At 59.7% G+C, this 19,499-nt stretch carries 25 protein-coding genes; 11 read left to right on the top strand and 14 right to left on the bottom strand.

Going from position 1 to position 19,499, the window contains the following annotated elements; genetic code table 11:
• Positions 1 to 6: 6 nt before the first annotated feature.
• From CEC48_RS05085 to CEC48_RS05070, 4 genes are read right to left on the bottom strand one after another with little or no spacing between them, the layout of a single operon-like run.
• Complete coding sequence (locus CEC48_RS05085; RefSeq protein ID WP_088422751.1) at positions 7 to 294, bottom strand: PA4642 family protein; 288 nt, start codon at positions 292 to 294, stop codon at positions 7 to 9.
• Between the two features lie 50 nt (positions 295 to 344).
• The gene (locus CEC48_RS05080; RefSeq protein ID WP_088422750.1) at positions 345 to 833 is read right to left on the bottom strand and encodes a hypothetical protein; all 489 of its coding nucleotides are present in this window, start codon (positions 831 to 833) and stop codon (positions 345 to 347) included.
• Between the two features lie 35 nt (positions 834 to 868).
• Complete coding sequence (locus CEC48_RS05075; protein WP_088422749.1) at positions 869 to 1,336, bottom strand: WbuC family cupin fold metalloprotein; 468 nt, start codon at positions 1,334 to 1,336, stop codon at positions 869 to 871.
• A 3-nt stretch (positions 1,337 to 1,339) separates the two neighbouring features.
• Positions 1,340 to 1,897, bottom strand: coding sequence for a hypoxanthine-guanine phosphoribosyltransferase (locus CEC48_RS05070; protein WP_088422748.1), 558 nt, complete (start codon positions 1,895 to 1,897; stop codon positions 1,340 to 1,342).
• A 164-nt stretch (positions 1,898 to 2,061) separates the two neighbouring features.
• Between CEC48_RS05070 and upp the strand changes: the two genes are divergently transcribed.
• Together upp and CEC48_RS05060 are read left to right on the top strand one after the other, a co-directional pair.
• Positions 2,062 to 2,700, top strand: coding sequence for a uracil phosphoribosyltransferase (gene upp, locus CEC48_RS05065; RefSeq protein ID WP_088422747.1), 639 nt, complete (start codon positions 2,062 to 2,064; stop codon positions 2,698 to 2,700).
• A 2-nt stretch (positions 2,701 to 2,702) separates the two neighbouring features.
• Positions 2,703 to 3,977, top strand: coding sequence for a uracil-xanthine permease family protein (locus CEC48_RS05060; protein WP_088422746.1), 1,275 nt, complete (start codon positions 2,703 to 2,705; stop codon positions 3,975 to 3,977).
• Positions 3,978 to 4,105: 128 nt separating this feature from the next.
• Here CEC48_RS05060 and hisC read toward each other — a convergent pair whose 3' ends face one another.
• The 10 genes from hisC to CEC48_RS05010 all read right to left on the bottom strand — a co-directional run bounded on the left by hisC (position 4,106) and on the right by CEC48_RS05010 (position 12,432).
• Complete coding sequence (gene hisC, locus CEC48_RS05055) at positions 4,106 to 5,158, bottom strand: histidinol-phosphate transaminase (protein ID WP_088422745.1); 1,053 nt, start codon at positions 5,156 to 5,158, stop codon at positions 4,106 to 4,108.
• A gap of 3 nt (positions 5,159 to 5,161) precedes the next feature.
• Complete coding sequence (hisD, locus tag CEC48_RS05050) at positions 5,162 to 6,487, bottom strand: histidinol dehydrogenase (protein WP_088422744.1); 1,326 nt, start codon at positions 6,485 to 6,487, stop codon at positions 5,162 to 5,164.
• Positions 6,488 to 6,865: 378 nt separating this feature from the next.
• A complete protein-coding gene (hisG, locus tag CEC48_RS05045) occupies positions 6,866 to 7,501 on the bottom strand; it encodes an ATP phosphoribosyltransferase (protein WP_003188599.1) in 636 nt (211 codons plus the stop codon).
• A 247-nt stretch (positions 7,502 to 7,748) separates the two neighbouring features.
• Positions 7,749 to 9,014 carry a UDP-N-acetylglucosamine 1-carboxyvinyltransferase gene (gene murA, locus CEC48_RS05040; RefSeq protein WP_088422743.1) on the bottom strand — a complete coding sequence of 422 codons (1,266 nt, stop codon included), beginning with the start codon at positions 9,012 to 9,014 and terminating at the stop codon, positions 7,749 to 7,751.
• Positions 9,015 to 9,037: 23 nt separating this feature from the next.
• Complete coding sequence (locus CEC48_RS05035) at positions 9,038 to 9,277, bottom strand: BolA family protein (protein ID WP_010170570.1); 240 nt, start codon at positions 9,275 to 9,277, stop codon at positions 9,038 to 9,040.
• 114 nt (positions 9,278 to 9,391) lie between these two features.
• Positions 9,392 to 9,697, bottom strand: coding sequence for a lipid asymmetry maintenance protein MlaB (locus CEC48_RS05030; protein ID WP_088422742.1), 306 nt, complete (start codon positions 9,695 to 9,697; stop codon positions 9,392 to 9,394).
• Positions 9,694 to 10,347 carry a phospholipid-binding protein MlaC gene (locus CEC48_RS05025; RefSeq protein ID WP_088422741.1) on the bottom strand — a complete coding sequence of 218 codons (654 nt, stop codon included), beginning with the start codon at positions 10,345 to 10,347 and terminating at the stop codon, positions 9,694 to 9,696. Before CEC48_RS05025 ends, CEC48_RS05030 begins: the two co-directional genes overlap by 4 nt.
• Before the next feature lie 11 nt (positions 10,348 to 10,358).
• On the bottom strand, positions 10,359 to 10,826 hold the full coding sequence (gene mlaD / locus CEC48_RS05020) for an outer membrane lipid asymmetry maintenance protein MlaD (RefSeq protein ID WP_088422740.1): 468 nt from the start codon (positions 10,824 to 10,826) through the stop codon (positions 10,359 to 10,361).
• The gene (mlaE, locus tag CEC48_RS05015; protein WP_088422739.1) at positions 10,826 to 11,623 is read right to left on the bottom strand and encodes a lipid asymmetry maintenance ABC transporter permease subunit MlaE; all 798 of its coding nucleotides are present in this window, start codon (positions 11,621 to 11,623) and stop codon (positions 10,826 to 10,828) included. Before mlaE ends, mlaD begins: the two co-directional genes overlap by 1 nt.
• A complete protein-coding gene (locus CEC48_RS05010) occupies positions 11,623 to 12,432 on the bottom strand; it encodes an ATP-binding cassette domain-containing protein (RefSeq protein WP_003216128.1) in 810 nt (269 codons plus the stop codon). The genes mlaE and CEC48_RS05010 overlap by 1 nt, the downstream gene beginning before the upstream one ends.
• Positions 12,433 to 12,724: 292 nt before the next feature.
• On the opposite strand from CEC48_RS05010, the gene CEC48_RS05005 reads away from it, so the two are divergent.
• The 9 genes from CEC48_RS05005 to rapZ all read left to right on the top strand — a co-directional run bounded on the left by CEC48_RS05005 (position 12,725) and on the right by rapZ (position 19,485).
• Positions 12,725 to 13,699, top strand: a complete 975-nt coding sequence (locus CEC48_RS05005; protein WP_088422738.1) for a KpsF/GutQ family sugar-phosphate isomerase — start codon at positions 12,725 to 12,727, stop codon at positions 13,697 to 13,699.
• Positions 13,700 to 14,224 carry an HAD family hydrolase gene (locus tag CEC48_RS05000; RefSeq protein WP_010170579.1) on the top strand — a complete coding sequence of 175 codons (525 nt, stop codon included), beginning with the start codon at positions 13,700 to 13,702 and terminating at the stop codon, positions 14,222 to 14,224. It begins immediately after the preceding gene.
• An 8-nt stretch (positions 14,225 to 14,232) separates the two neighbouring features.
• On the top strand, positions 14,233 to 14,805 hold the full coding sequence (gene lptC, locus CEC48_RS04995) for an LPS export ABC transporter periplasmic protein LptC (protein WP_088422737.1): 573 nt from the start codon (positions 14,233 to 14,235) through the stop codon (positions 14,803 to 14,805).
• Positions 14,792 to 15,364 (top strand): lipopolysaccharide transport periplasmic protein LptA, encoded by a 573-nt coding sequence (lptA, locus tag CEC48_RS04990; RefSeq protein ID WP_023659193.1) that lies wholly within the window; start codon positions 14,792 to 14,794, stop codon positions 15,362 to 15,364. The genes lptC and lptA overlap by 14 nt, the downstream gene beginning before the upstream one ends.
• Complete coding sequence (gene lptB / locus CEC48_RS04985) at positions 15,364 to 16,089, top strand: LPS export ABC transporter ATP-binding protein (protein WP_088422736.1); 726 nt, start codon at positions 15,364 to 15,366, stop codon at positions 16,087 to 16,089. The genes lptA and lptB overlap by 1 nt, the downstream gene beginning before the upstream one ends.
• Positions 16,090 to 16,273: 184 nt before the next feature.
• Entirely contained in the window at positions 16,274 to 17,767 is a 1,494-nt protein-coding gene (locus tag CEC48_RS04980; protein WP_026078000.1) for an RNA polymerase factor sigma-54, read from the top strand.
• A 75-nt stretch (positions 17,768 to 17,842) separates the two neighbouring features.
• On the top strand, positions 17,843 to 18,148 hold the full coding sequence (gene hpf, locus CEC48_RS04975) for a ribosome hibernation-promoting factor, HPF/YfiA family (RefSeq protein ID WP_010170586.1): 306 nt from the start codon (positions 17,843 to 17,845) through the stop codon (positions 18,146 to 18,148).
• 12 nt (positions 18,149 to 18,160) lie between these two features.
• Positions 18,161 to 18,625: a PTS IIA-like nitrogen regulatory protein PtsN gene (ptsN, locus tag CEC48_RS04970; RefSeq protein WP_088422735.1), complete on the top strand. Its 465-nt coding sequence runs from the start codon at positions 18,161 to 18,163 to the stop codon at positions 18,623 to 18,625.
• A gap of 2 nt (positions 18,626 to 18,627) precedes the next feature.
• Positions 18,628 to 19,485 (top strand): RNase adapter RapZ, encoded by an 858-nt coding sequence (gene rapZ / locus CEC48_RS04965; RefSeq protein WP_088422734.1) that lies wholly within the window; start codon positions 18,628 to 18,630, stop codon positions 19,483 to 19,485.
• Positions 19,486 to 19,499: the final 14 nt, after the last annotated feature.

Here is a 19,499-nt window from a genome sequence, read left to right as displayed (position 1 = left end):
CAGCAATCAGCCGCGGGCTTTTTCGATCAGCTCGATGTACTCGGCGGCGTTGCGTTGGTCCTTGATCACTTCAACGAAGGTCAGGCCATGCTCGTCCTTGCCGTCGAGGTCCAGGCCGGCCTCCTTGAAAAAGCCCAGGAAGCGCTCGAAGTCGTCGATGCGCAGGCCACGGTAGGCCTTGATCAGTTTGTGCAGGGACGGCGAAGTGGCGTCTACCGGCTCGAAATCCAGGAACAGCTTGATTTGCTCGTCGCCGATTTCATCACCAATCAGCTGTTTCTTATCTTTACGCATTACCGACTCCAGCCTGCAGACATTTACACGGGACCGCTAGTTTACCCGTGCTATTGCTTGGAGCGCACCGCCCCGGTGTGCAAATCGGCCCAGATATGGCCATTGGCGTAACTGAGGAACTGCACATACACGATGTCATTGCGCAGCAGATCGACGATCACCCGGTATTGGGTCACCGGGTACGACAAGGTGAGGGTTTTGCTTTTCTCGTCGAACACCGGCTTTTTCAGGCTTTTGCTTTCAGCGTCGAAGTTGAGGATCACCTGGGCGATTGTCGCGCCCTTGTTCAAGGACTTGCCCTTAAGGCGGACCATCAACGGCGAGGTCACCGGGATCGGTTGCTGGGTGGACTGACGCTGGTTACCCACCACCACCGAATACTCGGTGACTTGCAGCAATTGCTGCTGGTCCGGGGTTTCGGCGCGCAGGGTGAGGTCGTCAGGTGGCAGGAATTGGCTGTGCAACGGCGCCGGAGCGGCCGCCAGGGGCAAGCTGAGGGTCAGCGCCAGGACGGCGCAACTGCGGGTCAAAAAGCGCATGGGCCTCTCCGTGAAAGATAGCCCAGCACTTTAGCTCAATCGAACTGGGCAAGCATCCAGCGCTGATACTCAGCCGCTTCGGCCTCGCCTTCACGGGGTGCCCAACTCGCCAGTTCGCCCTCGCCCACCGGCCGATACGGCCCGGCCTTGCATTCGAACATCAAGGTATCGGGCTCCAGCACCACCAGGCCGTGAAACACGCCTGGCGGCAAATCGACGCCTGGGCATTCACCGCTGGCCTGCATCACGCGTTTGGCCAACACCTCGCCGGTCTCGCTGAAAATCAGCAAGCCCAGGCTGCCCTTGAGCACCAACAGGGTTTCCGCCTTGTCGGCGCTCAGATGACGATGAGGCGGCACATAGGTGTTGGGCTGCATGCCAACCGCCAGGCGATGGCACGGCTCTTCCATCTGGTGGAAGTTGTGGTGATGCCGGCCACGAGGGCTGTCAGCCGCTTTCTCGGCCAGTTCTGCGAACAGCGTTTGATCAAGAAAGCTGGCCATTGATTACATCCCTTTGACGGCGTAGATCCCGTTGGCGTTGCGCCAGTAGCCTTTGTAGTCCATGCCGTAACCGAAGATATAACGGTCGATGCACGGCAGGCCCACGTAATCGGCTTTCAGGTCAGGACGGGCCTTGCGGTCATGCTCCTTGTCGATCAACACGGCGGTGTGCACTTTGCGCGCGCCGGCGTGTTTGCAGAAGTCGATGATCGCGCCCAGGGTGTGCCCTTCGTCGAGGATGTCATCGATGATCAGTACGTCGCGGTCGATGAACGAGACTTCCGGCTTGGCTTTCCAGAACAGGTCGCCGCCGGTGGTTTCATTGCGATAGCGGGTGGCGTGCAGGTAGGACGCTTCCAGCGGGAATTGCAAATGAGTGAGCAATTTACCGGCGAAAATCAGGCCACCGTTCATCACGCAAAAGACCACCGGGTTGGTGTCGGCCATTTCGCGGGAGATGTGCGCGCCGACCTTGGCGATGGCCTCTTCGACTTGCGCTTCGGTGTACAGGCAGTCAGCCTCGCGCATGATTTGACGGATATGCTCGAGATCAGCAGACATGGCGCTCTCCAAGGGGGTGCTGTGGCAAGAAAAGCGGGCAAAGGTACGCATGTGAGGCGCAACGTTCAAGCCTTAATGGACTAACGTACTAGATGTCTATAGGACAACACCCTCGGATAGATTAATCTAGGCCGGTTTTTTTGCCCGCCGCCGGAGCTTTCCCCATGCCCATCCGTGAGATCCGCCATCCGCTGATCCGACACAAACTCGGCCTTATGCGCCGCGCCGACATTAGCACGAAGAACTTCCGCGAGCTTGCTCAGGAAGTCGGAGCGCTGCTCACCTACGAGGCGACCAAAGACCTGCCCCTGGAAAACTACGAGATCGACGGTTGGTGTGGCCCCGTCCAGGTCGAGAAAATCGCCGGCAAGAAGATTACCGTGGTGCCGATCCTGCGCGCCGGTATCGGCATGCTCGAAGGCGTACTCAGCCTGATCCCGGGCGCCAAGGTCAGCGCCGTGGGCGTGGCCCGCAACGAAGAAACGCTGCAGGCTCACACCTACCTGGAAAAACTGGTCCCGGAAATCGACGAGCGCCTGGCGATGATCATCGACCCGATGCTCGCCACCGGCAGCTCCATGGTTGCGACCATCGACCTGCTGAAAAAAGCCGGCTGCAAGGACATCCGCGCCATGGTGCTGGTGGCCGCTCCCGAAGGCATCGCCGCCGTCGAGAAAGCCCACCCGGACGTGCTGATCTACACCGCGTCCATCGATGAACGCCTGAACGAACACGGCTACATCATCCCGGGCCTGGGCGATGCCGGCGACAAGATCTTCGGTACCAAGCAGAAGGACGCGTGACCATGCAGGATGAGTTCAACGACCCGCTTTGGCGCCAGATCCTGTCTGGCGCACAGATGCTCTTCGTAGCATTTGGCGCGCTGGTGTTGATGCCGCTGATCACCGGTCTCGATCCAAACGTCGCCCTGTTTACCGCAGGCTTGGGCACCTTGTTGTTCCAAGTGGTCACCGGGCGCCAAGTGCCGGTGTTCCTGGCGTCGAGCTTTGCGTTTATCACCCCGATCATTCTCGCCAAGCAGCAGTTCGGCCTGGCGGCGACCATGGGCGGGGTGATGGCGGCCGGTTTCGTTTATACGTTCCTGGGCGCTGCGGTGAAGATCAAGGGCACCGGTTTCATCGACCGGCTGCTACCGCCTGTGGTGATCGGGCCGGTGATTATTTCCATCGGCCTGGCCATGGCGCCAATTGCCGCGAACATGGCGATGGGTAAAGGCGGCGACGGTGCCGAACTGATCCCCTACAAGACGGCCATGCTGATCTCGATGCCGGCGCTGCTCACCACGTTGATCGTGGCGGTGTTCGGCAAAGGCATTTTCCGCCTGGTGCCGATCATTTCCGGCGTACTGGTGGGTTTCGCCATGGCGTTCTACTTCGGTGTGGTGGATACCGCGAAGATCGCCGCCGCACCGTGGTTTGCCCTGCCCCACTTCACCGCGCCGGAATTCAACTGGCAGGCGATCCTGTTTATCGTCCCGGTGGCCCTGGCCCCGGCGATCGAACACATCGGTGGCGTGATTGCAGTGGGCAGCGTGACCGGTCGCGACTACCTGAAGAAGCCTGGCCTGCACCGCACACTGCTGGGTGATGGTATTGCCACCACTGCGGCCGGCCTGTTCGGTGGTCCACCCAACACGACCTACGCGGAAGTGACGGGAGCAGTGATGCTGACCAAGAACTACAACCCGAAGATCATGACCTGGGCGGCAGTGTTTGCCATCAGCCTGGCGTTTATCGGCAAGTTCGGCGCGCTGCTGCAAAGCATTCCAATACCGGTGATGGGCGGGATTCTGTGCCTGCTGTTCGGCTCGATTGCCGCGGTGGGAATGAACACGCTGATCCGTCACAAGATCGACCTTGGGGAGGCGCGCAATCTGGTGATTGTGTCGGTGACCCTGGTGTTCGGGATTGGCGGTGTGCTGGTGGGAACCGGCACCGGCCCGAATGACTTTGGCCTGAAGGGCATCGCCCTGTGTGCGGTGATAGCGATTGCATTGAATCTGCTGCTGCCGGGCAATGACGGCTGGAAGAACAAGAAGCCGGATGAGCCGCTGATCTAACTGCCAACGCAAAACCAATGTGGGAGCGGGCTTGCTCGCGAATGCGGTGTATCAGCAAACACATGTGCTGACTGACACACCGCATTCGCGAGCAAGCCCGCTCCCACTTTTTTTAGCGTCAGTGTGGCTTAGAGCTCGCCCAACGCATCGATCAGCGCCTGGTTCTGCTCAGGCGTACCGATGCTGATCCGCAGGAACTGGGCAATCCGCTCCTGCTTGAAGTGCCGCACGATCACCCCTTGCTCCCGCACCTTGGCTGCCAGCCCGGCGGCGTCGTGCCGTGGGTGACGGGCAAAGATGAAGTTGGCCGCAGACGGCAACACGTCAAACCCTTTGGCCTGCAACTGCGCCACCAGCTTTTCACGGCTGTCGATCACCCATTGGCAGGTGTTCTGGAAGTGTTCGCGATCTTCAAACGCGGCAGCCGCGCCGACAATCGCCAAGCGATCCAGCGGGTAGGAGTTGAAGCTGTTCTTGACCCGCTCCAGCGCCTCGATCAGGTCCGGATGGCCCACGGCCAGGCCTACCCGCAAACCGGCCAGGGAGCGCGACTTGGAGAGGGTCTGGGTCACCAGCAGGTTCGGGTAACGGTCCACCAGGCTGATGGCTGTTTCGCCGCCGAAGTCGATATAGGCTTCATCGACCACCACCACCGAGTCCGGGCTGGCCTTGAGGATCTGCTCCACGGCGTCCAGCGCCATCACGCAGCCGGTCGGGGCGTTCGGGTTGGGGAAGATGATCCCGCCGTTGGGCTTGGCGTAATCCGACACGCGGATCTGGAACTGCTCATCCAGCGGCACTGCATCGAACGCAATGCGGTACAGGCCGCAGTACACCGGGTAGAAGCTGTAGCTGATGTCCGGGAACAGCAGCGGCAGGTCGTGCTGGAACAAACCGTGGAAGATGTGCGCCAGGACTTCGTCGGAACCGTTGCCGAGGAACACCTTGCCCGCGTCGATCCCGTAATACTTCGCCACGGCCTGCTTGAGCAGGTCGCTGTTGGGGTCCGGGTACAAACGCAGGTTGTCGTTCAGCTCGGCCTGCATGGCGGCCAGCGCCTTGGGCGACGGGCCGTAGGGGTTTTCATTGGTGTTGAGTTTCACCAGCTTGGTCAGCTTCGGTTGCTCACCGGGCACGTAAGGAACGAGATCCTTGACGAGCGGGCTCCAGAATTTGCTCATGTTTCAGTTCCCCTGCTTATCGTCAACGATGCGGTATTCGGCGCTACGGGCGTGAGCGGTCAGCGACTCGCCACGGGCCAGCACGGAAGCGGTCTTGCCCAGCTCCGACGCGCCCTGGGGCGAGCAGAAGATGATCGACGAACGCTTCTGGAAGTCATACACACCCAATGGCGAGGAGAACCGCGCGGTGCCCGACGTCGGCAGCACGTGGTTGGGACCTGCGCAGTAGTCGCCCAGGGCTTCGCTGGTGTGGCGGCCCATGAAGATCGCGCCGGCGTGACGAATCAGCGGCAGCCAGGCTTGTGGGTCGGCCACGGACAACTCCAGGTGCTCCGGCGCGATACGGTTGGCCACTTCGATGGCCTGTTCCATGTCGCGCACCTGGATCAGGGCGCCACGGCCATTGATCGACTTCTCGATGATCTCGGCACGCTCCATGGTCGGCAGCAGTTTGGCGATGCTCGCAGCCACCTTGTCCAGGAATTCGGCGTCCGGGCTGACCAGGATCGCCTGGGCGTCTTCGTCATGCTCGGCCTGGGAGAACAGGTCCATGGCGATCCAGTCCGGGTCGGTCTGGCCGTCACACACCACGAGGATTTCCGAAGGACCGGCGATCATGTCGATGCCAACCTGGCCAAACACGTGGCGCTTGGCAGTGGCCACATAGATATTGCCCGGGCCCACCACCTTGTCGACCTTCGGCACGCTTTCGGTGCCATAGGCCAGGGCCGCGACCGCCTGGGCGCCGCCGATGGTGAACACGCGATCAACGCCCGCGATGCAGGCCGCGGCCAGTACCAGCTCGTTGATTTCGCCGCGCGGGGTCGGCACCACCATGACCACTTCGGTCACACCGGCGACCTTGGCTGGAATGGCATTCATCAGTACCGAGGACGGGTACGACGCTTTACCGCCCGGCACGTACAGGCCGGCGCGATCCAGCGGAGTGACCTTCTGGCCCAATACAGTGCCGTCGGCCTCCGTGTAGCTCCAGGAATCCTGCTTTTGTTTTTCGTGGTAGCTGCGCACCCGCGTGGCCGCCACTTCCAGGGCTTCACGCTGGGGCGCGGTGATGCGGGTCAGGGCCAGTTCCAGGCGTTCGCGGGGCAGGATCAGGTCAGCCATGGAGGCGACGTCCAGGCCATCGAACTGCCGGGTGAAATCCACCAGCGCCGCGTCACCGCGCTCGCGCACGGCCTTGATGATCTCGAGCACCCGCTGGTTGACCGAATCGTCGGACACGCTTTCCCAGCTCAGCAGATGATCCAGATGATGGGCGAAATCCGGGTCGGCAGCGTTGAGTCGGGCAATTGCAGTGGACGTGGTCATAGCGAGGGCCTCAATAGAATTGGCAAAAACTCAGGCGCCCGAAGGTGCGCTGACGTTCAATAACGAAGCGCGTTGGGCTGTGGTTGTGCCAGGCAAGGCGCGGGACGCTGGTAAGGGTTGTTTCCTTGCCAAGTCCCGCAACGCAGCATGGCGCGATCACAGTGCCAACCCGCAGGGCCTTACCTCAAAAGGCAGGCTGCTACGCGTCGCTAATTATTGAAAAAAGAATCTTCTACTAACATAAGTTGCCTTTTGGGGTAAGGCGCGATTCGTTATTGAACGTCAGCGCACCTTCCCAGCAGTCGTTTCCGCTTGGGCACCTGAGAATTCTGGCTATGAGGCGGATAGACGGGCGCGACCTAAGGCCGCGCAGGTGAGTCAACCGCGGTGTCGAGACTCCACTGCCTTGCGCAGGGTGTCGATCAACGCCTGGATACGGGCGTGCTGCATTTTCATCGAAGCTTTGTTGACGATCAGCCGGGAGCTGATGTCGGCGATAAAGTCCTGGGGCTCCAGGCCGTTGGCGCGCAGGGTGTTGCCGGTGTCGACCACGTCGATGATCTTGTCGGCCAGGCCGATCAGCGGAGCCAGTTCCATCGAGCCGTAGAGCTTGATGATGTCGACCTGGCGGCCTTGCTCGGCGTAGTAACGCTTGGCAACGTTGACGAACTTGGTCGCCACCCGCAGGCGGCCTTTAGGCTCGACGTCACCAACGCGGCCAGCGGTCATCAGCTTGCACAGGGCGATACGCAGGTCCAGCGGCTCGTACAGGCCCTGGCCACCGTATTCCATCAACACGTCTTTACCCGCGACGCCAAGGTCGGCCGCGCCATGCTCAACGTAGGTTGGCACGTCGGTGGCACGCACGATCAGCAGGCGAACGTCGTCCTGGGTCGTGGGGATGATCAGCTTGCGGCTCTTGTCCGGATTCTCGGTCGGCACGATGCCCGCTTCAGCCAGAAGCGGCAAAGTGTCGTCAAGGATGCGGCCCTTGGACAGTGCGATGGTCAACATGGGAAACGTCAGTCCTTCATCAGGCTATTGCTGTCCGGTCGCAATCGGCGCCAGACGCAGATCGAGGCCATTACAGCCTCGATTTGAAACAAATCAGCTAACAGCATACATCGTCCTGTGGCGAGGGAGCTTGCTCCCGCTGGGGCGCGAAGCGGCCCTGATCTTTGTTTAAAAAGACTGGGACTGCTGCGTAGTCCAGCGGGAGCAAGCTCCCTCGCCACAATGACCGTGTTTGCAGTTCCTGGAACTAGCCCGGTACGCGGCGGATTTTTGCGCCGAGCATCTGCAGCTTCTCTTCGATGCACTCGTAACCACGGTCGATGTGGTAGATGCGGTCGATCAGGGTGTCACCTTCAGCGCACAGCGCCGAGATCACCAGGCTGGCCGAGGCACGCAGGTCGGTAGCCATCACTGGCGCGCCCTTGAGCTTCTCGATACCGGTCACGATGGCAGTGTTGCCTTCGACCTGGATCTTGGCGCCCATGCGGTGCAGTTCATACACGTGCATGAAGCGGTTTTCGAAGATGGTCTCGATCACGGCACCGGTGCCTTCGGCAATCGCGTTCAGGGAAATGAACTGCGCTTGCATGTCGGTCGGGAACGCCGGGTACGGAGCGGTACGCAGGTTGACGGCTTTTGGCCGCTTGCCGTGCATGTTCAGCTCGATCCAGTCTTCACCGGTGGTGATTTCAGCGCCAGCTTCCTTGAGTTTTTCCAGGACGGATTCAAGGATGGTCGGATCGGTGTCCTTGACCTTGACGCGCCCGCCGGTCACGGCAGCAGCCACCAGGTAGGTACCGGTCTCGATGCGGTCCGGCATCACCTTGTAGGTGGCTGAGTGCAGGCGCTTCACACCTTCGATGGTGATGGTGTCGGTGCCGGCGCCAGTAATATTGGCACCCATGGCGATCAGGAAGTTAGCCAGGTCGACTACTTCCGGCTCGCGCGCGGCGTTTTGCAGCACGCTGCGGCCGTTGGCCAGGGCAGCGGCCATCATGATGTTCTCGGTACCGGTCACGCTGACGGTATCAAAGAAGAAGCTCGCGCCACGCAGGCCGCCTTCCGGCGCCTTGGCCTTGATGTAGCCGCCTTCGACGTCGATGGTTGCGCCCATGGCTTCGAGGCCACGGATGTGCAGGTCCACCGGACGCGAACCGATGGCGCAACCGCCAGGCAGTGCGACTTCGGCTTCGCCGAAACGGGCAACCATAGGGCCCAGTACCAGGATCGAGGCACGCATGGTTTTCACCAGCTCGTACGGCGCGATCAGGGTCTTGATGGTGCGTGGGTCGATTTCGACGCTGAGCTTCTCGTCGATCACCGGCTCAATGCCCATGCGACCGAACAGCTCGATCATGGTGGTGATGTCGTGCAGGTGCGGCAGGTTGGCTACGGTAACCGGGCCATCGCACAGCAAGGTAGCAGCCAGGATCGGCAGGGCGGAGTTCTTCGCCCCGGAAATACGGATCTCGCCATCAAGACGAGCACCGCCGGTAATAATCAATTTATCCATAAGAATCTCGACGCCTTGGGGGCTCAGGTGCGCTCGGCCCAGGCCGCGCGGCTGAAAAATTTCATAGTGACCGCATGGATGCTGCCATCGGTGATCCACGGGTTCAAATGGGCATAGATCTGCTGTTGACGCTTGACCGGGCTCAATGCCGCCAGTTCATCGCTAATCACGTTCAGCTGGAAATTGCAGCCTTCGCCCTCAACTTCAACATTAGTTTGGGGCAGCTTTCCTTCAAGGAAGCTTTTAACTTCTAGGGCCTGCATGATCAACCTCTATGGGCGCCCAGTGCGCGCGGGTCGCACATCATACAAAAAAGCCCCGCGCCTGCGAACCCCGCATAGCAGGACTCTGACGGGGGGCTTCTTTAATAATGTGTATTAAGGATGCGCCAACAGCTCGGTCAGACCGGAAACTTCAGCGATTTCACGCATGTCTTCGGGTAATGCACGGATGCTTACCGGCTTTTTGACGGCCTGCGCATCACGTATGAAACACAGCAGCAACGACAAGCCGACACTGCTGGACTTCACCACCGCGGAGCAATCCAGCACCAGCGCAGGAGAGGTACTGGCATTGATCAGCGCCTGGCCCTGCTTGCGCAGGGCCGGCCCGGTGCTGTAATCCAGCACGCCGCTGATCAGCAATTCGCCGGCCTCGCCGAGACGGATAGCCGACTCGGTCATTGGGCAGGTTTCCCGGCAGCTTTGTCGGTTTCTTCCTTGGCCTTGGCCACTTCACCGGCCCAACCGTTGATGGTTTTGTCCAGGTCGTTGCCATTGCGCTGCATGGCGTCCGCAAACTGGTCACGGAACAGCTTGCCAACGTTGATACCGTTGATGATCACGTTACGCAGCTTCCACTCGCCGTTGACCTTCTCCAGCGTGTACTGCACAGGGTACACCGCGCCATTATTGCCCTTGACGCTCATGTTGACGCTGGTGCGATCACCCGACTCATCCCCGGCCGGGGCGACAGTAATACCTTGGTTGTTGTACTCAAGCAGGGCGTTACCGTAGAACTGGAACAGACCCTTTTTAAAGTTTTCCTGAAACGTCTGCATCTGCGCAGGGGTAGCCTTGCGCGAGTACTTGACCGTCATGATGCTTTTGGAAATACCCTCGGCATCGACTACGGGGCCGACGATGGTGTTGAGCGCCTCATAGAAGTCGCTCGGGTCCTGCTTGTACTTTTCCTTGTTGGCACTCAGGTCAGCCAACATCTTGGTGGTGGTGTCCTGCACCAGGTCATGTGCGGAACCGCCGGTAGCGGCGTTAGCCATCAACGGCAATGCCGCAAGCAGTACCCACAGGCCACGTCGCAAAGTAGAGATCATGAACACATTCCTCATTTGGCGTCTTTATTGACGGTATTGAGCAGGAATTTACCGATCAAGTCCTCCAGCACCAACGACGACTGTGTGTCATGAATGGTCGAACCATCCTTGAGCAGGGCTGTTTCCCCGCCAACGCTGATACCGATGTACTTCTCACCCAGCAAACCAGCGGTGAGGATAGACGCGGTGGAGTCAGTCGGCAGGTTATCTACCTTCTTGTTCAACTGCATCGTCACCCGGCCGGTGAAGCTGTCGTGGTCCAGATCGATCGCCGTGACCTTGCCGATGGTTACACCCGCCATGGTCACTTTAGCTCTGACAGTCAAACCGGCGATATTATCGAAGTAGGCGTAAAGTTTATAAGTATCGGCGGTGGGGCTGGCCGATAGGCCGCTGACTCGCAGGGCGAGCAACAGTAAAGCCAGGATGCCAGCCAGCAAGAAAAGGCCGACACCGATTTCCACAGTGCGGTTTTGCATCAGAAATCTCCAAACATCAAGGCGGTCAAAATGAAGTCAAGGCCCAGTACCGCCAGCGAGGCGTACACAACGGTCTTGGTGGTGGCGCGACTGATCCCCTCTGAGGTGGGCTCACAGTCGTAGCCTTGGAATACGGCGATCCAGGTCACTACAAAGGCGAAAACGATGCTTTTAATGATGCCATTGAGCACGTCACCGCTGAAGGTCACGCTGTTTTGCATGTTGCCCCAGTAGGAGCCGTCGTAGACGCCCAGCCAGTCAACCGCCACCCATGACCCACCCCAAATCCCGACCACGCTGAACACCATCGCCAGCAGTGGCAGGGAGATGAAGCCGGCCCACAGGCGCGGGGCAACAATGTACTTGAGCGGATCGACACCGATCATTTCCAGGCTGGAGAGTTGCTCGGTGGATTTCATGTTGCCGATTTCGGCAGTCAGCGCCGAACCCGCACGCCCGGCAAACAGCAGCGCCGTGACCACAGGGCCCAACTCACGCAACAGCGTCAGGGCAACCATCTGCCCCACGGCCTGCTCGGAACCGTAGCTGGACAGGATATTAAAACCCTGCAACGCCAGCACCATGCCGATGAACATCCCGGAAACCACGATAATCACCAGGGACATCACGCCCACGGAGTGCAGTTGCTTGATCAGCAGGCCAAAACCGCCGCCAATACCGCCACGGCCGAGCAAGGCATGAAACAGGAAAATCGTCGAACGGCCCAGCACACCGATAATGTCGATGCCGGAGCGGCCGAAAAGGCGAACCTTTTCGAGTAAAGATGTCTTGCGCATCAGCGCTTCCCCAGAAGATCTGAGCGGTAGTCCGCTGCCGGAAAGTGAAAAGGCACCGGGCCATCGGGATCGCCGGTCATGAATTGGCGAATGCGCGGGTTATCTGCGTTCATCAGCTCTTCAGGCGTGCCCTGCCCCAGCACCTGGCCATCGCCCACTACATAGAGGTAGTCGGCGATGCTCGCGGTCTCGGCCAGGTCGTGGGAGACCACGATACTGGTGATACCCAGCGCATCATTGAGCAGGCGGATCAGCCGCACCAGAACGCCCATGGCAATCGGGTCCTGGCCAACAAAAGGTTCGTCGTACATGAGGATTTGCGGGTCGAGGGCGATGGCACGCGCCAGGGCCACCCGACGCTTCATGCCACCGGACAGCTCGTCGGGCATCAGGTCGATGGCGCCGCGCAGTCCTACGGCCTGCAATTTCAGCAACACAATGTCACGAATCATTTCATCGGACAGCTGGGTATGCACCCGCAGCGGAAACGCCACGTTTTCGAAAACGTCGAGGTCGGTAAACAGCGCACCGCTCTGGAACAGCACGCCCATGTGCTTTCGGGCATCGAACAGGTCGCTGCGCGAGAGGGTCGGCAGGTTCTGGCCATTGACCCAGACTTCACCGGCGGAGGGGCGCAACTGCATGCCCATCAGGCGCAGCAGGGTCGTCTTGCCGCAGCCGGAAGGCCCCATGATGCCCGTGACTTTGCCGCGGGGAATGCGAATATCCACATTATTGAAGATGCTGCGCGTACCGCGCTTGAAGGAAAGGCCCTTCAGCTCGACCGCGTAGGCGTTATCGGCACTCATCTAAACTCCTTGGGATGCAGCCTTTCACTCAGACACCTTGTTTTCGACAAATGCTTGCGCCGAAGAGACACAAAGACTGTGCGGACCGAACTGGCGGCGAACTATATCACTGCTGGTACAGCGCCCCCAAGGCCGGAACAGAGCTTGTTCAGAAACAGGACAGCTAAAAAAACCTTGCTGAGGTTCAATCTCAACCACAGGCCGAATGTACAAAGCCTGACGAACTTGCGTGAGGGAATTGATCATTACAGCTATAATCGCCGACTTTTCGTCAGGCTATACGATTTCAGACATGAGCCAATCCAGCGACCTTATTCAATCCGCACAACGCACCATCCGCCTCGAGCTTGAAGCCGTAGAAGGTTTGCTGGCCCATATCGACGCGGATTTCGTACGCGCATGCGAGATGATTCTGGCCAGCAAGGGCCGCGTTGTCGTGGTCGGCATGGGCAAATCCGGGCATGTCGGCAACAAGATCGCCGCCACCCTGGCAAGCACCGGCACCACCGCGTTCTTCGTGCATCCAGCCGAAGCCAGCCACGGTGACATGGGCATGATCACCCGGGATGACATCATCCTGGCGCTGTCCAACTCCGGCACCACCAACGAAATCGTGACCCTGCTGCCACTGATCAAGCGCCTGGGCATCCAGTTGATCAGCGTGACCGGCAACCCGGACTCGACGCTGGCAAAAGCCGCTGAAGTGAATTTGAACGTGCACGTTGCCCACGAGGCCTGCCCGCTGAACCTGGCGCCGACTTCCTCCACCACTGCGGCCCTGGTCATGGGCGATGCGCTGGCCGTGGCATTGCTGGAAGCCCGCGGGTTTACCGCCGAAGACTTCGCGTTTTCCCATCCGGGCGGCGCCCTGGGCCGTCGCCTGCTGCTGAAAGTGGAAAACGTAATGCACGCCGGCGACGAGTTGCCACAAGTGGCGCGCGGCACCCTGCTTAAAGATGCCTTGATGGAAATGACCCTCAAGCGCCTGGGCATGACCGTGATCCTGGAAGATGACGGGCGCCTGGCCGGGGTATTCACCGACGGTGACCTGCGCCGCACCCTGGACCGCAACCTCGACATCCAGACCGCGACCATCGACGAAGTCATGACGCCTCACGGCAAGACCGCCCGCCCTGACATGCTCGCGGCCGAAGCGCTGAAGATCATGGAAGACCATAAAATCCTGGCGCTGGTGGTGGTCGATGGCGACGACCGCCCGGTTGGCGCCCTGAACATGCACGACTTGCTGCGTGCAGGAGTGATGTAAATGACCACCGACCTGTTGCAACGGGGCAAGAACATCAAGCTGGCGATTTTCGACGTCGACGGCGTGCTGACGGATGGCCGCCTGTATTTCCTGGAAGACGGCAGCGAATTCAAGACCTTCAACACCCTCGACGGCCAGGGCATCAAGATGCTGATGGCGGCGGGCGTGCAAACCGGCATCATCAGCGGTCGCAAGACGCCTGTTGTGGAACGCCGCGCACAAAACCTGGGGATTCCTCACCTGTATCAGGGCCGCGAGGATAAACTGGTGGTTCTGGACGAGCTTCTTGGCCAACTCAACCTAAGCTATGAGCAGGTTGCCTACCTCGGTGACGATTTACCCGACCTGCCGGTGATTCGCCGGGTCGGCCTGGGTATGGCCGTGGCCAATGCGGCGGCGTTCGTTCGCGAACACGCCCATGGCGTAACCACCGCCCGTGGCGGCGAAGGCGCCGCACGCGAGTTCTGCGAGTTGATTCTGCGCGCCCAAGGCAGCCTTGAAGCGGCTCACGCCGCCTACCTATAGAGCGTTTTATGCTGAGTAAAAAGATTCGCAATTTCCTGATATTCGCAGTCATCGCCGCCGTATTTCTCGCGGTCGGCTACTGGAATATCAGCCCGGAGCGCTTCCTCGACAAGCCTGTTGCACAGGTTGACGAGAGCGCTATCGACTATTACGCCATCAACGCCCACAGCATCCAGTACCTGCCCGATGGCAAGGTTCAGTATGAAATGACGTCGGACAAGGTCGAGCACTTGAAGGCGTCCGAGGTCACGTTGCTGACCAAGCCGGACATGAACCTGTACCGCGGCGCCGAATTCCCGTGGCACGTCACCAGTGAGCGTGGCGAGGTCAACCCGGACGGCACCCAAGTGGAACTGATCGACTCCGTGCGCGTTGCGCGCACCGACGCCAAGAACCGCGACACCATTATTACCAGCAGTCGCATGACCGTATTCCCACAGAAGCAATATGCGCAGACCGAGCAAAACGTTAGAATCGACGGCGCTGGCGGTGTATCGACTGGCAAGGGAATGAAAGCGTATTTGAAAGAAAGCAGGATACACCTGCTATCGAACGTAAGAGGACAGTATGAGGCTCGTTAAAACCCTCCCTATTTTGCTCGGCCTGGGCGCAGCACTGGGAAGCGTGAGCGCCTGGGCTCTGCCGAACGATAGCCAGCAACCGATCCACATTCAGGCTGACGACGCGCAGCTGGATGACAAGCAAGGTATCGCGACCTACACCGGTAGCGTGATCATCACCCAAGGCTCGATGAAAGTGACGGGTAACACCGTGACACTGACTCGTACCCCGGCGGGCGATATCGACGTGGTTACCTCGGTCGGCAACCTGGCGTATTTCGAACAACTGCAAAAAGTTGGCGACCCTACCCCGGTCAAAGGCTACGGCAAGACGATCCAGTACCACGCCCAGCAAAATCGTATCGTGCTGATCGATCAGGCCCGCGTCATCAATGACGGCAACACCACCGACGGCGAAAAAATCGTCTACGACACGGTGAAGCAGATTGCCCAGGCTGGTCGCGCCACCGGCTCGAAAATCAGCACGCCGAAGCCGCGTATCGACATGGTTATCCAGCCGAAGCAGAAACCGGGCGCAGCCCAGCCGGCGCCGAAACCCGACGCGAAGAAGGCGAATTAATGGCAACCCTGAAAGCCCAGCATCTGGCCAAGGCCTATAAAAGCCGTCAGGTCGTGCGCGACGTCAGCCTGTCGATCGACAGCGGCCAGATCGTCGGCTTGCTCGGCCCCAACGGTGCCGGCAAGACCACCTGCTTCTACATGATCGTCGGCCTGGTACAGGCCGATCAGGGCCGCGTCCTGATCGACGACCTGGACGTCAGCCACCAGCCCATGCACGGTCGTGCACAGGCGGGTATCGGCTATCTTCCCCAAGAAGCGTCGATCTTCCGCAAACTGTCGGTTTCCGACAACATCATGGCGATCCTCGAGACCCGCAAGGAACTCGACCGCGCCGGGCGCAAGCAAGAGCTGGAAAGCCTGCTTCAGGAATTCCACATCAACCACATTCGCGACAACCTCGGCATGAGCCTGTCCGGCGGCGAGCGTCGTCGTGTGGAAATCGCCCGCGCCCTGGCCACTGCGCCGAAGTTCATCCTGCTGGACGAACCTTTCGCCGGTGTCGACCCGATCTCGGTCGGCGACATCAAGCAGATCATCCATCACCTCAAGGCCAAGGGCATCGGTGTGTTGATCACCGACCACAACGTCCGTGAGACCCTCGATATCTGCGAAACCGCGTATATCGTCAACGATGGACAACTGATTGCCGAAGGCGACTCCGCGACCATCCTGGCCAACGAGCTGGTCAAGGAAGTGTATCTGGGTCACGAGTTCCGCCTGTAAACACGGTGGTATCAGGCCATTCGCCATGGAGCGCTGGAGTCAATAAAAACCTCAGTATTTTTATTGTTACCGCGCTCTAGGCAAAGCCCCCGATATCAGGCATATAATTTGCTTATGTTTGGCGCTCACGCGCCCTGTCGTGGATGGCGCATTGCGCCGGCGAATAAGGTGTTAAGCCCCTGCCATGAAACCATCGCTAGTCCTGAGAATGGGCCAGCAGCTGACGATGACACCGCAGCTGCAACAGGCCATCCGCCTGCTCCAATTGTCGACCCTGGACCTGCAACAGGAAATCCAGGAGGCCCTGGAGTCCAATCCGATGCTCGAACGCCAGGAAGAAGGCGACGACTTCGATAATGCAGACCCGCTGGCCGATAACATCGAGCAAAAACCCAATCCCGACGTACAGGAACCCTCCTATCAGGAAACCGCCCCCACGGTGGACAACCTTGAGGAAGGTGAATGGAACGAACGCATTCCCAACGAGCTTCCCGTCGACACTGCCTGGGAAGACGTCTACCAGACCAGCGCCAGTAGCCTGCCCAGCAATGATGATGACGAGTGGGATTTCACCACCCGCACCTCCGCCGGCGAGAGCCTGCAGAGCCATTTGCTCTGGCAACTGAACCTGGCACCGATGTCCGACACCGATCGCCTGATCGCCGTGACCCTGATCGACTGCATCAACAATCAGGGCTACCTGGACGAGACCCTTGAGGAGATCCTCGAGGCCTTCGACCCGGAGCTGGACATCGAACTGGACGAAATCGAAGCCGTCCTGCACCGCATCCAGCAATTCGAGCCAGCCGGCATCGGCGCTCGCACCCTGAGCGAGTGCCTGCTGCTGCAACTGCGCCAATTGCCCGCCAAGACGCCTTGGCTGGCTGAAGCGCAGCGCCTGGTCACCGACTACATCGACCTGTTGGGCAGCCGCGACTACAGCCAACTGATGCGCCGCATGAAGCTCAAGGAAGATGACCTGCGCCAGATCATCGAGCTGGTGCAAAGCCTCAACCCGCGTCCTGGTTCGCAGATTGAATCCAGCGAAGCCGAATACGTGGTGCCCGATGTCATCGTGCGCAAGGACAACGAGCGCTGGCTGGTGGAGTTGAACCAGGAATCGGTGCCGCGCCTGCGGGTCAACCCGCAATACGCAGGTTTTGTGCGCCGCGCCGACACCAGCGCCGACAACACCTTTATGCGTAACCAGTTGCAGGAAGCCCGCTGGTTCATCAAGAGCCTGCAAAGCCGCAACGAAACCCTGATGAAAGTCGCCACCCAGATCGTCGAGCACCAGCGCGGGTTCCTGGAATACGGCGATGAAGCGATGAAGCCGCTGGTACTGCATGACATCGCCGAGGCGGTGGGCATGCACGAATCAACGATTTCCCGGGTGACCACGCAAAAATTCATGCATACCCCACGGGGCATTTATGAGCTGAAATACTTTTTCTCCAGCCATGTCAGCACCTCCGAAGGCGGCGAATGCTCGTCCACGGCGATCCGCGCGATCATCAAAAAACTGGTTGCCGCGGAAAATCAGAAAAAGCCGTTGAGTGACAGCAAGATCGCTGGTTTACTGGAGGCACAAGGCATTCAGGTCGCCCGTCGAACCGTCGCCAAGTACCGCGAGTCCCTTGGGATCGCGCCTTCCAGCGAGCGTAAACGTTTGATGTGACGGGCGGGCCATAGCGTTCCAGTGGCAGGCACCCCGGCCTGCCGCTTTATGCACTGGCAACGAAGGAGAAGCTGTATGCAAGTCAACATCAGTGGACACCAACTGGAAGTGACCGAACCGCTGCGCGCCTATATCGGCGAAAAACTCAAACGAATTGAGGGGCATTTCGACAAGATCACCAACGTGCAAGTCATCATGACTGTCGAAAAGCTGAAGCAGAAAATCGAAGCCACCTTGCGTATACCCGGCGGGGAAGTAGTCGCCAATGCCGAGCATTCAGATATGTATGCTGCCATTGACGACCTTACCGACAAGCTGGATCGCCAAATCAAAAAGCATAAGGAAAAGCAGCAGAGCCTTCTTCAAGGCACTGGCCGCTAACACTCCCCACCCATGATTCGACTTGAAACCATCCTGACCCCCGGCCGCTCCCTCGTGAACGTGCCGGGAGGCAGTAAAAAGCGTGCCCTCGAACAAATTGCCAACCTGATCGGCCGCGAAGTGCCCGATCTGGATACGCAAGCTGTGTACGAGGCTTTGATCGCCCGTGAAAAGCTCGGCTCGACCGGCTTTGGCAACGGCATCGCCATTCCTCACTGCCGCCTGCAAGGCTGTGAGTCTCCGGTCAGCGCCCTGCTGCACCTGGACGCCCCCATCGATTTCGACGCCATCGACGGCGCGCCGGTAGACCTGCTGTTTGTACTGCTGGTCCCGCAAGCCGCCACCGATGCGCACCTGGAACTGCTTCGGCAGATCGCCAGCATGCTCGACCGCAAAGAAGTACGCGACAAACTGCGCAGCGCCCCCAGCAATGAGGCGCTCTACCAGGTTGTCCTGGATGAACAAAACGGGCAGTAATCATGCGTTTGATCATCGTCAGCGGCCGTTCCGGCTCAGGTAAAAGCACCGCCCTCAATGTTCTTGAGGACAACGGCTTCTATTGCATCGACAACCTGCCCGCCGGCCTGCTGCCGGAACTGGCGGAACGCGCACTGATTCATACCGAGCTGGCGCAACCGCTGGTCGCCGTCTCGATTGACGCACGCAACCTGCCCAGCCACCTCACACGCTTCCCTGAGCTGCTCGAAGAAGTGCGGGCCAAGCATATCCACTGCGATGTGCTGTACCTGGACGCCGACGAAGAAACCCTGCTCAAGCGCTTCTCCGAAACCCGTCGACGCCACCCGCTGAGCAGCCCGCATCGCTCGCTGGCCGAAGCCATCGAAGACGAGACCAAACTGCTGGGGCCGATCATTGACCTGGCCGACCTCAAGATCAACACCACCAGCCTGAACCTGTATCAACTGCGCGATGCGATCAAACTGCGCCTGCTGAATCAGCCGGAGCCGGGCACGGCGTTCCTTGTCGAGTCGTTCGGCTTCAAGCGTGGCATGCCGGTGGATGCCGACCTGGTGTTCGATGTGCGCTGCCTGCCCAACCCGTACTGGAAGCCGGAACTGCGTGACCAGTCCGGGCTGGACCAGCCGGTGGCCGAGTACCTGGCGGCGCAACCGGATGTGGAGGAGATGTTCCAGGACATCTCCAGCTACCTGCTCAAATGGCTGCCGCGCTTTGCGGCCAGCAACCGGGCTTATGTCACCATCGCCATTGGCTGCACCGGCGGCCATCACCGTTCCGTCTACCTGACCGAACGCCTGGGCAAGGTGCTGCAACAAACCCTCAAGAACGTCCAGGTTCGCCACCGCGACCTCAGCTGAAAGGAACACCCCCG

Origin of the sequence: Pseudomonas sp. K2I15 (assembly GCF_002204795.1) — a bacterium.
Lineage (GTDB): Bacteria > Pseudomonadota > Gammaproteobacteria > Pseudomonadales > Pseudomonadaceae > Aquipseudomonas.
Note: the sequence above shows the minus strand (reverse complement) of the source record. Positions and strands in the feature narration are given on the sequence as shown.

What these genes read in the sequence shown, in the direction of transcription:
- murA (WP_088422743.1), bottom strand. Translation starts at nt 9,014, where the DNA reads ATGGATAAATTGATTATTACCGGCGGTGCTCGTCTTGATGGCGAGATC.
- CEC48_RS05080 (WP_088422750.1), bottom strand. Translation starts at nt 833, where the DNA reads ATGCGCTTTTTGACCCGCAGTTGCGCCGTCCTGGCGCTGACCCTCAGC.
- CEC48_RS05005 (WP_088422738.1), top strand. Translation starts at nt 12,725, where the DNA reads ATGAGCCAATCCAGCGACCTTATTCAATCCGCACAACGCACCATCCGC.
- lptA (WP_023659193.1), top strand. Translation starts at nt 14,792, where the DNA reads ATGAGGCTCGTTAAAACCCTCCCTATTTTGCTCGGCCTGGGCGCAGCA.
- CEC48_RS05000 (WP_010170579.1), top strand. Translation starts at nt 13,700, where the DNA reads ATGACCACCGACCTGTTGCAACGGGGCAAGAACATCAAGCTGGCGATT.
- rapZ (WP_088422734.1), top strand. Translation starts at nt 18,628, where the DNA reads ATGCGTTTGATCATCGTCAGCGGCCGTTCCGGCTCAGGTAAAAGCACC.
- upp (WP_088422747.1), top strand. Translation starts at nt 2,062, where the DNA reads ATGCCCATCCGTGAGATCCGCCATCCGCTGATCCGACACAAACTCGGC.
- CEC48_RS05075 (WP_088422749.1), bottom strand. Translation starts at nt 1,336, where the DNA reads ATGGCCAGCTTTCTTGATCAAACGCTGTTCGCAGAACTGGCCGAGAAA.
- hisD (WP_088422744.1), bottom strand. Translation starts at nt 6,487, where the DNA reads ATGACCACGTCCACTGCAATTGCCCGACTCAACGCTGCCGACCCGGAT.
- hisG (WP_003188599.1), bottom strand. Translation starts at nt 7,501, where the DNA reads ATGTTGACCATCGCACTGTCCAAGGGCCGCATCCTTGACGACACTTTG.
- CEC48_RS05060 (WP_088422746.1), top strand. Translation starts at nt 2,703, where the DNA reads ATGCAGGATGAGTTCAACGACCCGCTTTGGCGCCAGATCCTGTCTGGC.
- CEC48_RS05070 (WP_088422748.1), bottom strand. Translation starts at nt 1,897, where the DNA reads ATGTCTGCTGATCTCGAGCATATCCGTCAAATCATGCGCGAGGCTGAC.
- CEC48_RS05010 (WP_003216128.1), bottom strand. Translation starts at nt 12,432, where the DNA reads ATGAGTGCCGATAACGCCTACGCGGTCGAGCTGAAGGGCCTTTCCTTC.
- hisC (WP_088422745.1), bottom strand. Translation starts at nt 5,158, where the DNA reads ATGAGCAAATTCTGGAGCCCGCTCGTCAAGGATCTCGTTCCTTACGTG.
- mlaD (WP_088422740.1), bottom strand. Translation starts at nt 10,826, where the DNA reads ATGCAAAACCGCACTGTGGAAATCGGTGTCGGCCTTTTCTTGCTGGCT.
- lptB (WP_088422736.1), top strand. Translation starts at nt 15,364, where the DNA reads ATGGCAACCCTGAAAGCCCAGCATCTGGCCAAGGCCTATAAAAGCCGT.
- ptsN (WP_088422735.1), top strand. Translation starts at nt 18,161, where the DNA reads ATGATTCGACTTGAAACCATCCTGACCCCCGGCCGCTCCCTCGTGAAC.
- CEC48_RS05085 (WP_088422751.1), bottom strand. Translation starts at nt 294, where the DNA reads ATGCGTAAAGATAAGAAACAGCTGATTGGTGATGAAATCGGCGACGAG.
- CEC48_RS05025 (WP_088422741.1), bottom strand. Translation starts at nt 10,347, where the DNA reads ATGATCTCTACTTTGCGACGTGGCCTGTGGGTACTGCTTGCGGCATTG.
- hpf (WP_010170586.1), top strand. Translation starts at nt 17,843, where the DNA reads ATGCAAGTCAACATCAGTGGACACCAACTGGAAGTGACCGAACCGCTG.
- CEC48_RS05035 (WP_010170570.1), bottom strand. Translation starts at nt 9,277, where the DNA reads ATGCAGGCCCTAGAAGTTAAAAGCTTCCTTGAAGGAAAGCTGCCCCAA.
- lptC (WP_088422737.1), top strand. Translation starts at nt 14,233, where the DNA reads ATGCTGAGTAAAAAGATTCGCAATTTCCTGATATTCGCAGTCATCGCC.
- CEC48_RS05030 (WP_088422742.1), bottom strand. Translation starts at nt 9,697, where the DNA reads ATGACCGAGTCGGCTATCCGTCTCGGCGAGGCCGGCGAATTGCTGATC.
- mlaE (WP_088422739.1), bottom strand. Translation starts at nt 11,623, where the DNA reads ATGCGCAAGACATCTTTACTCGAAAAGGTTCGCCTTTTCGGCCGCTCC.
- CEC48_RS04980 (WP_026078000.1), top strand. Translation starts at nt 16,274, where the DNA reads ATGAAACCATCGCTAGTCCTGAGAATGGGCCAGCAGCTGACGATGACA.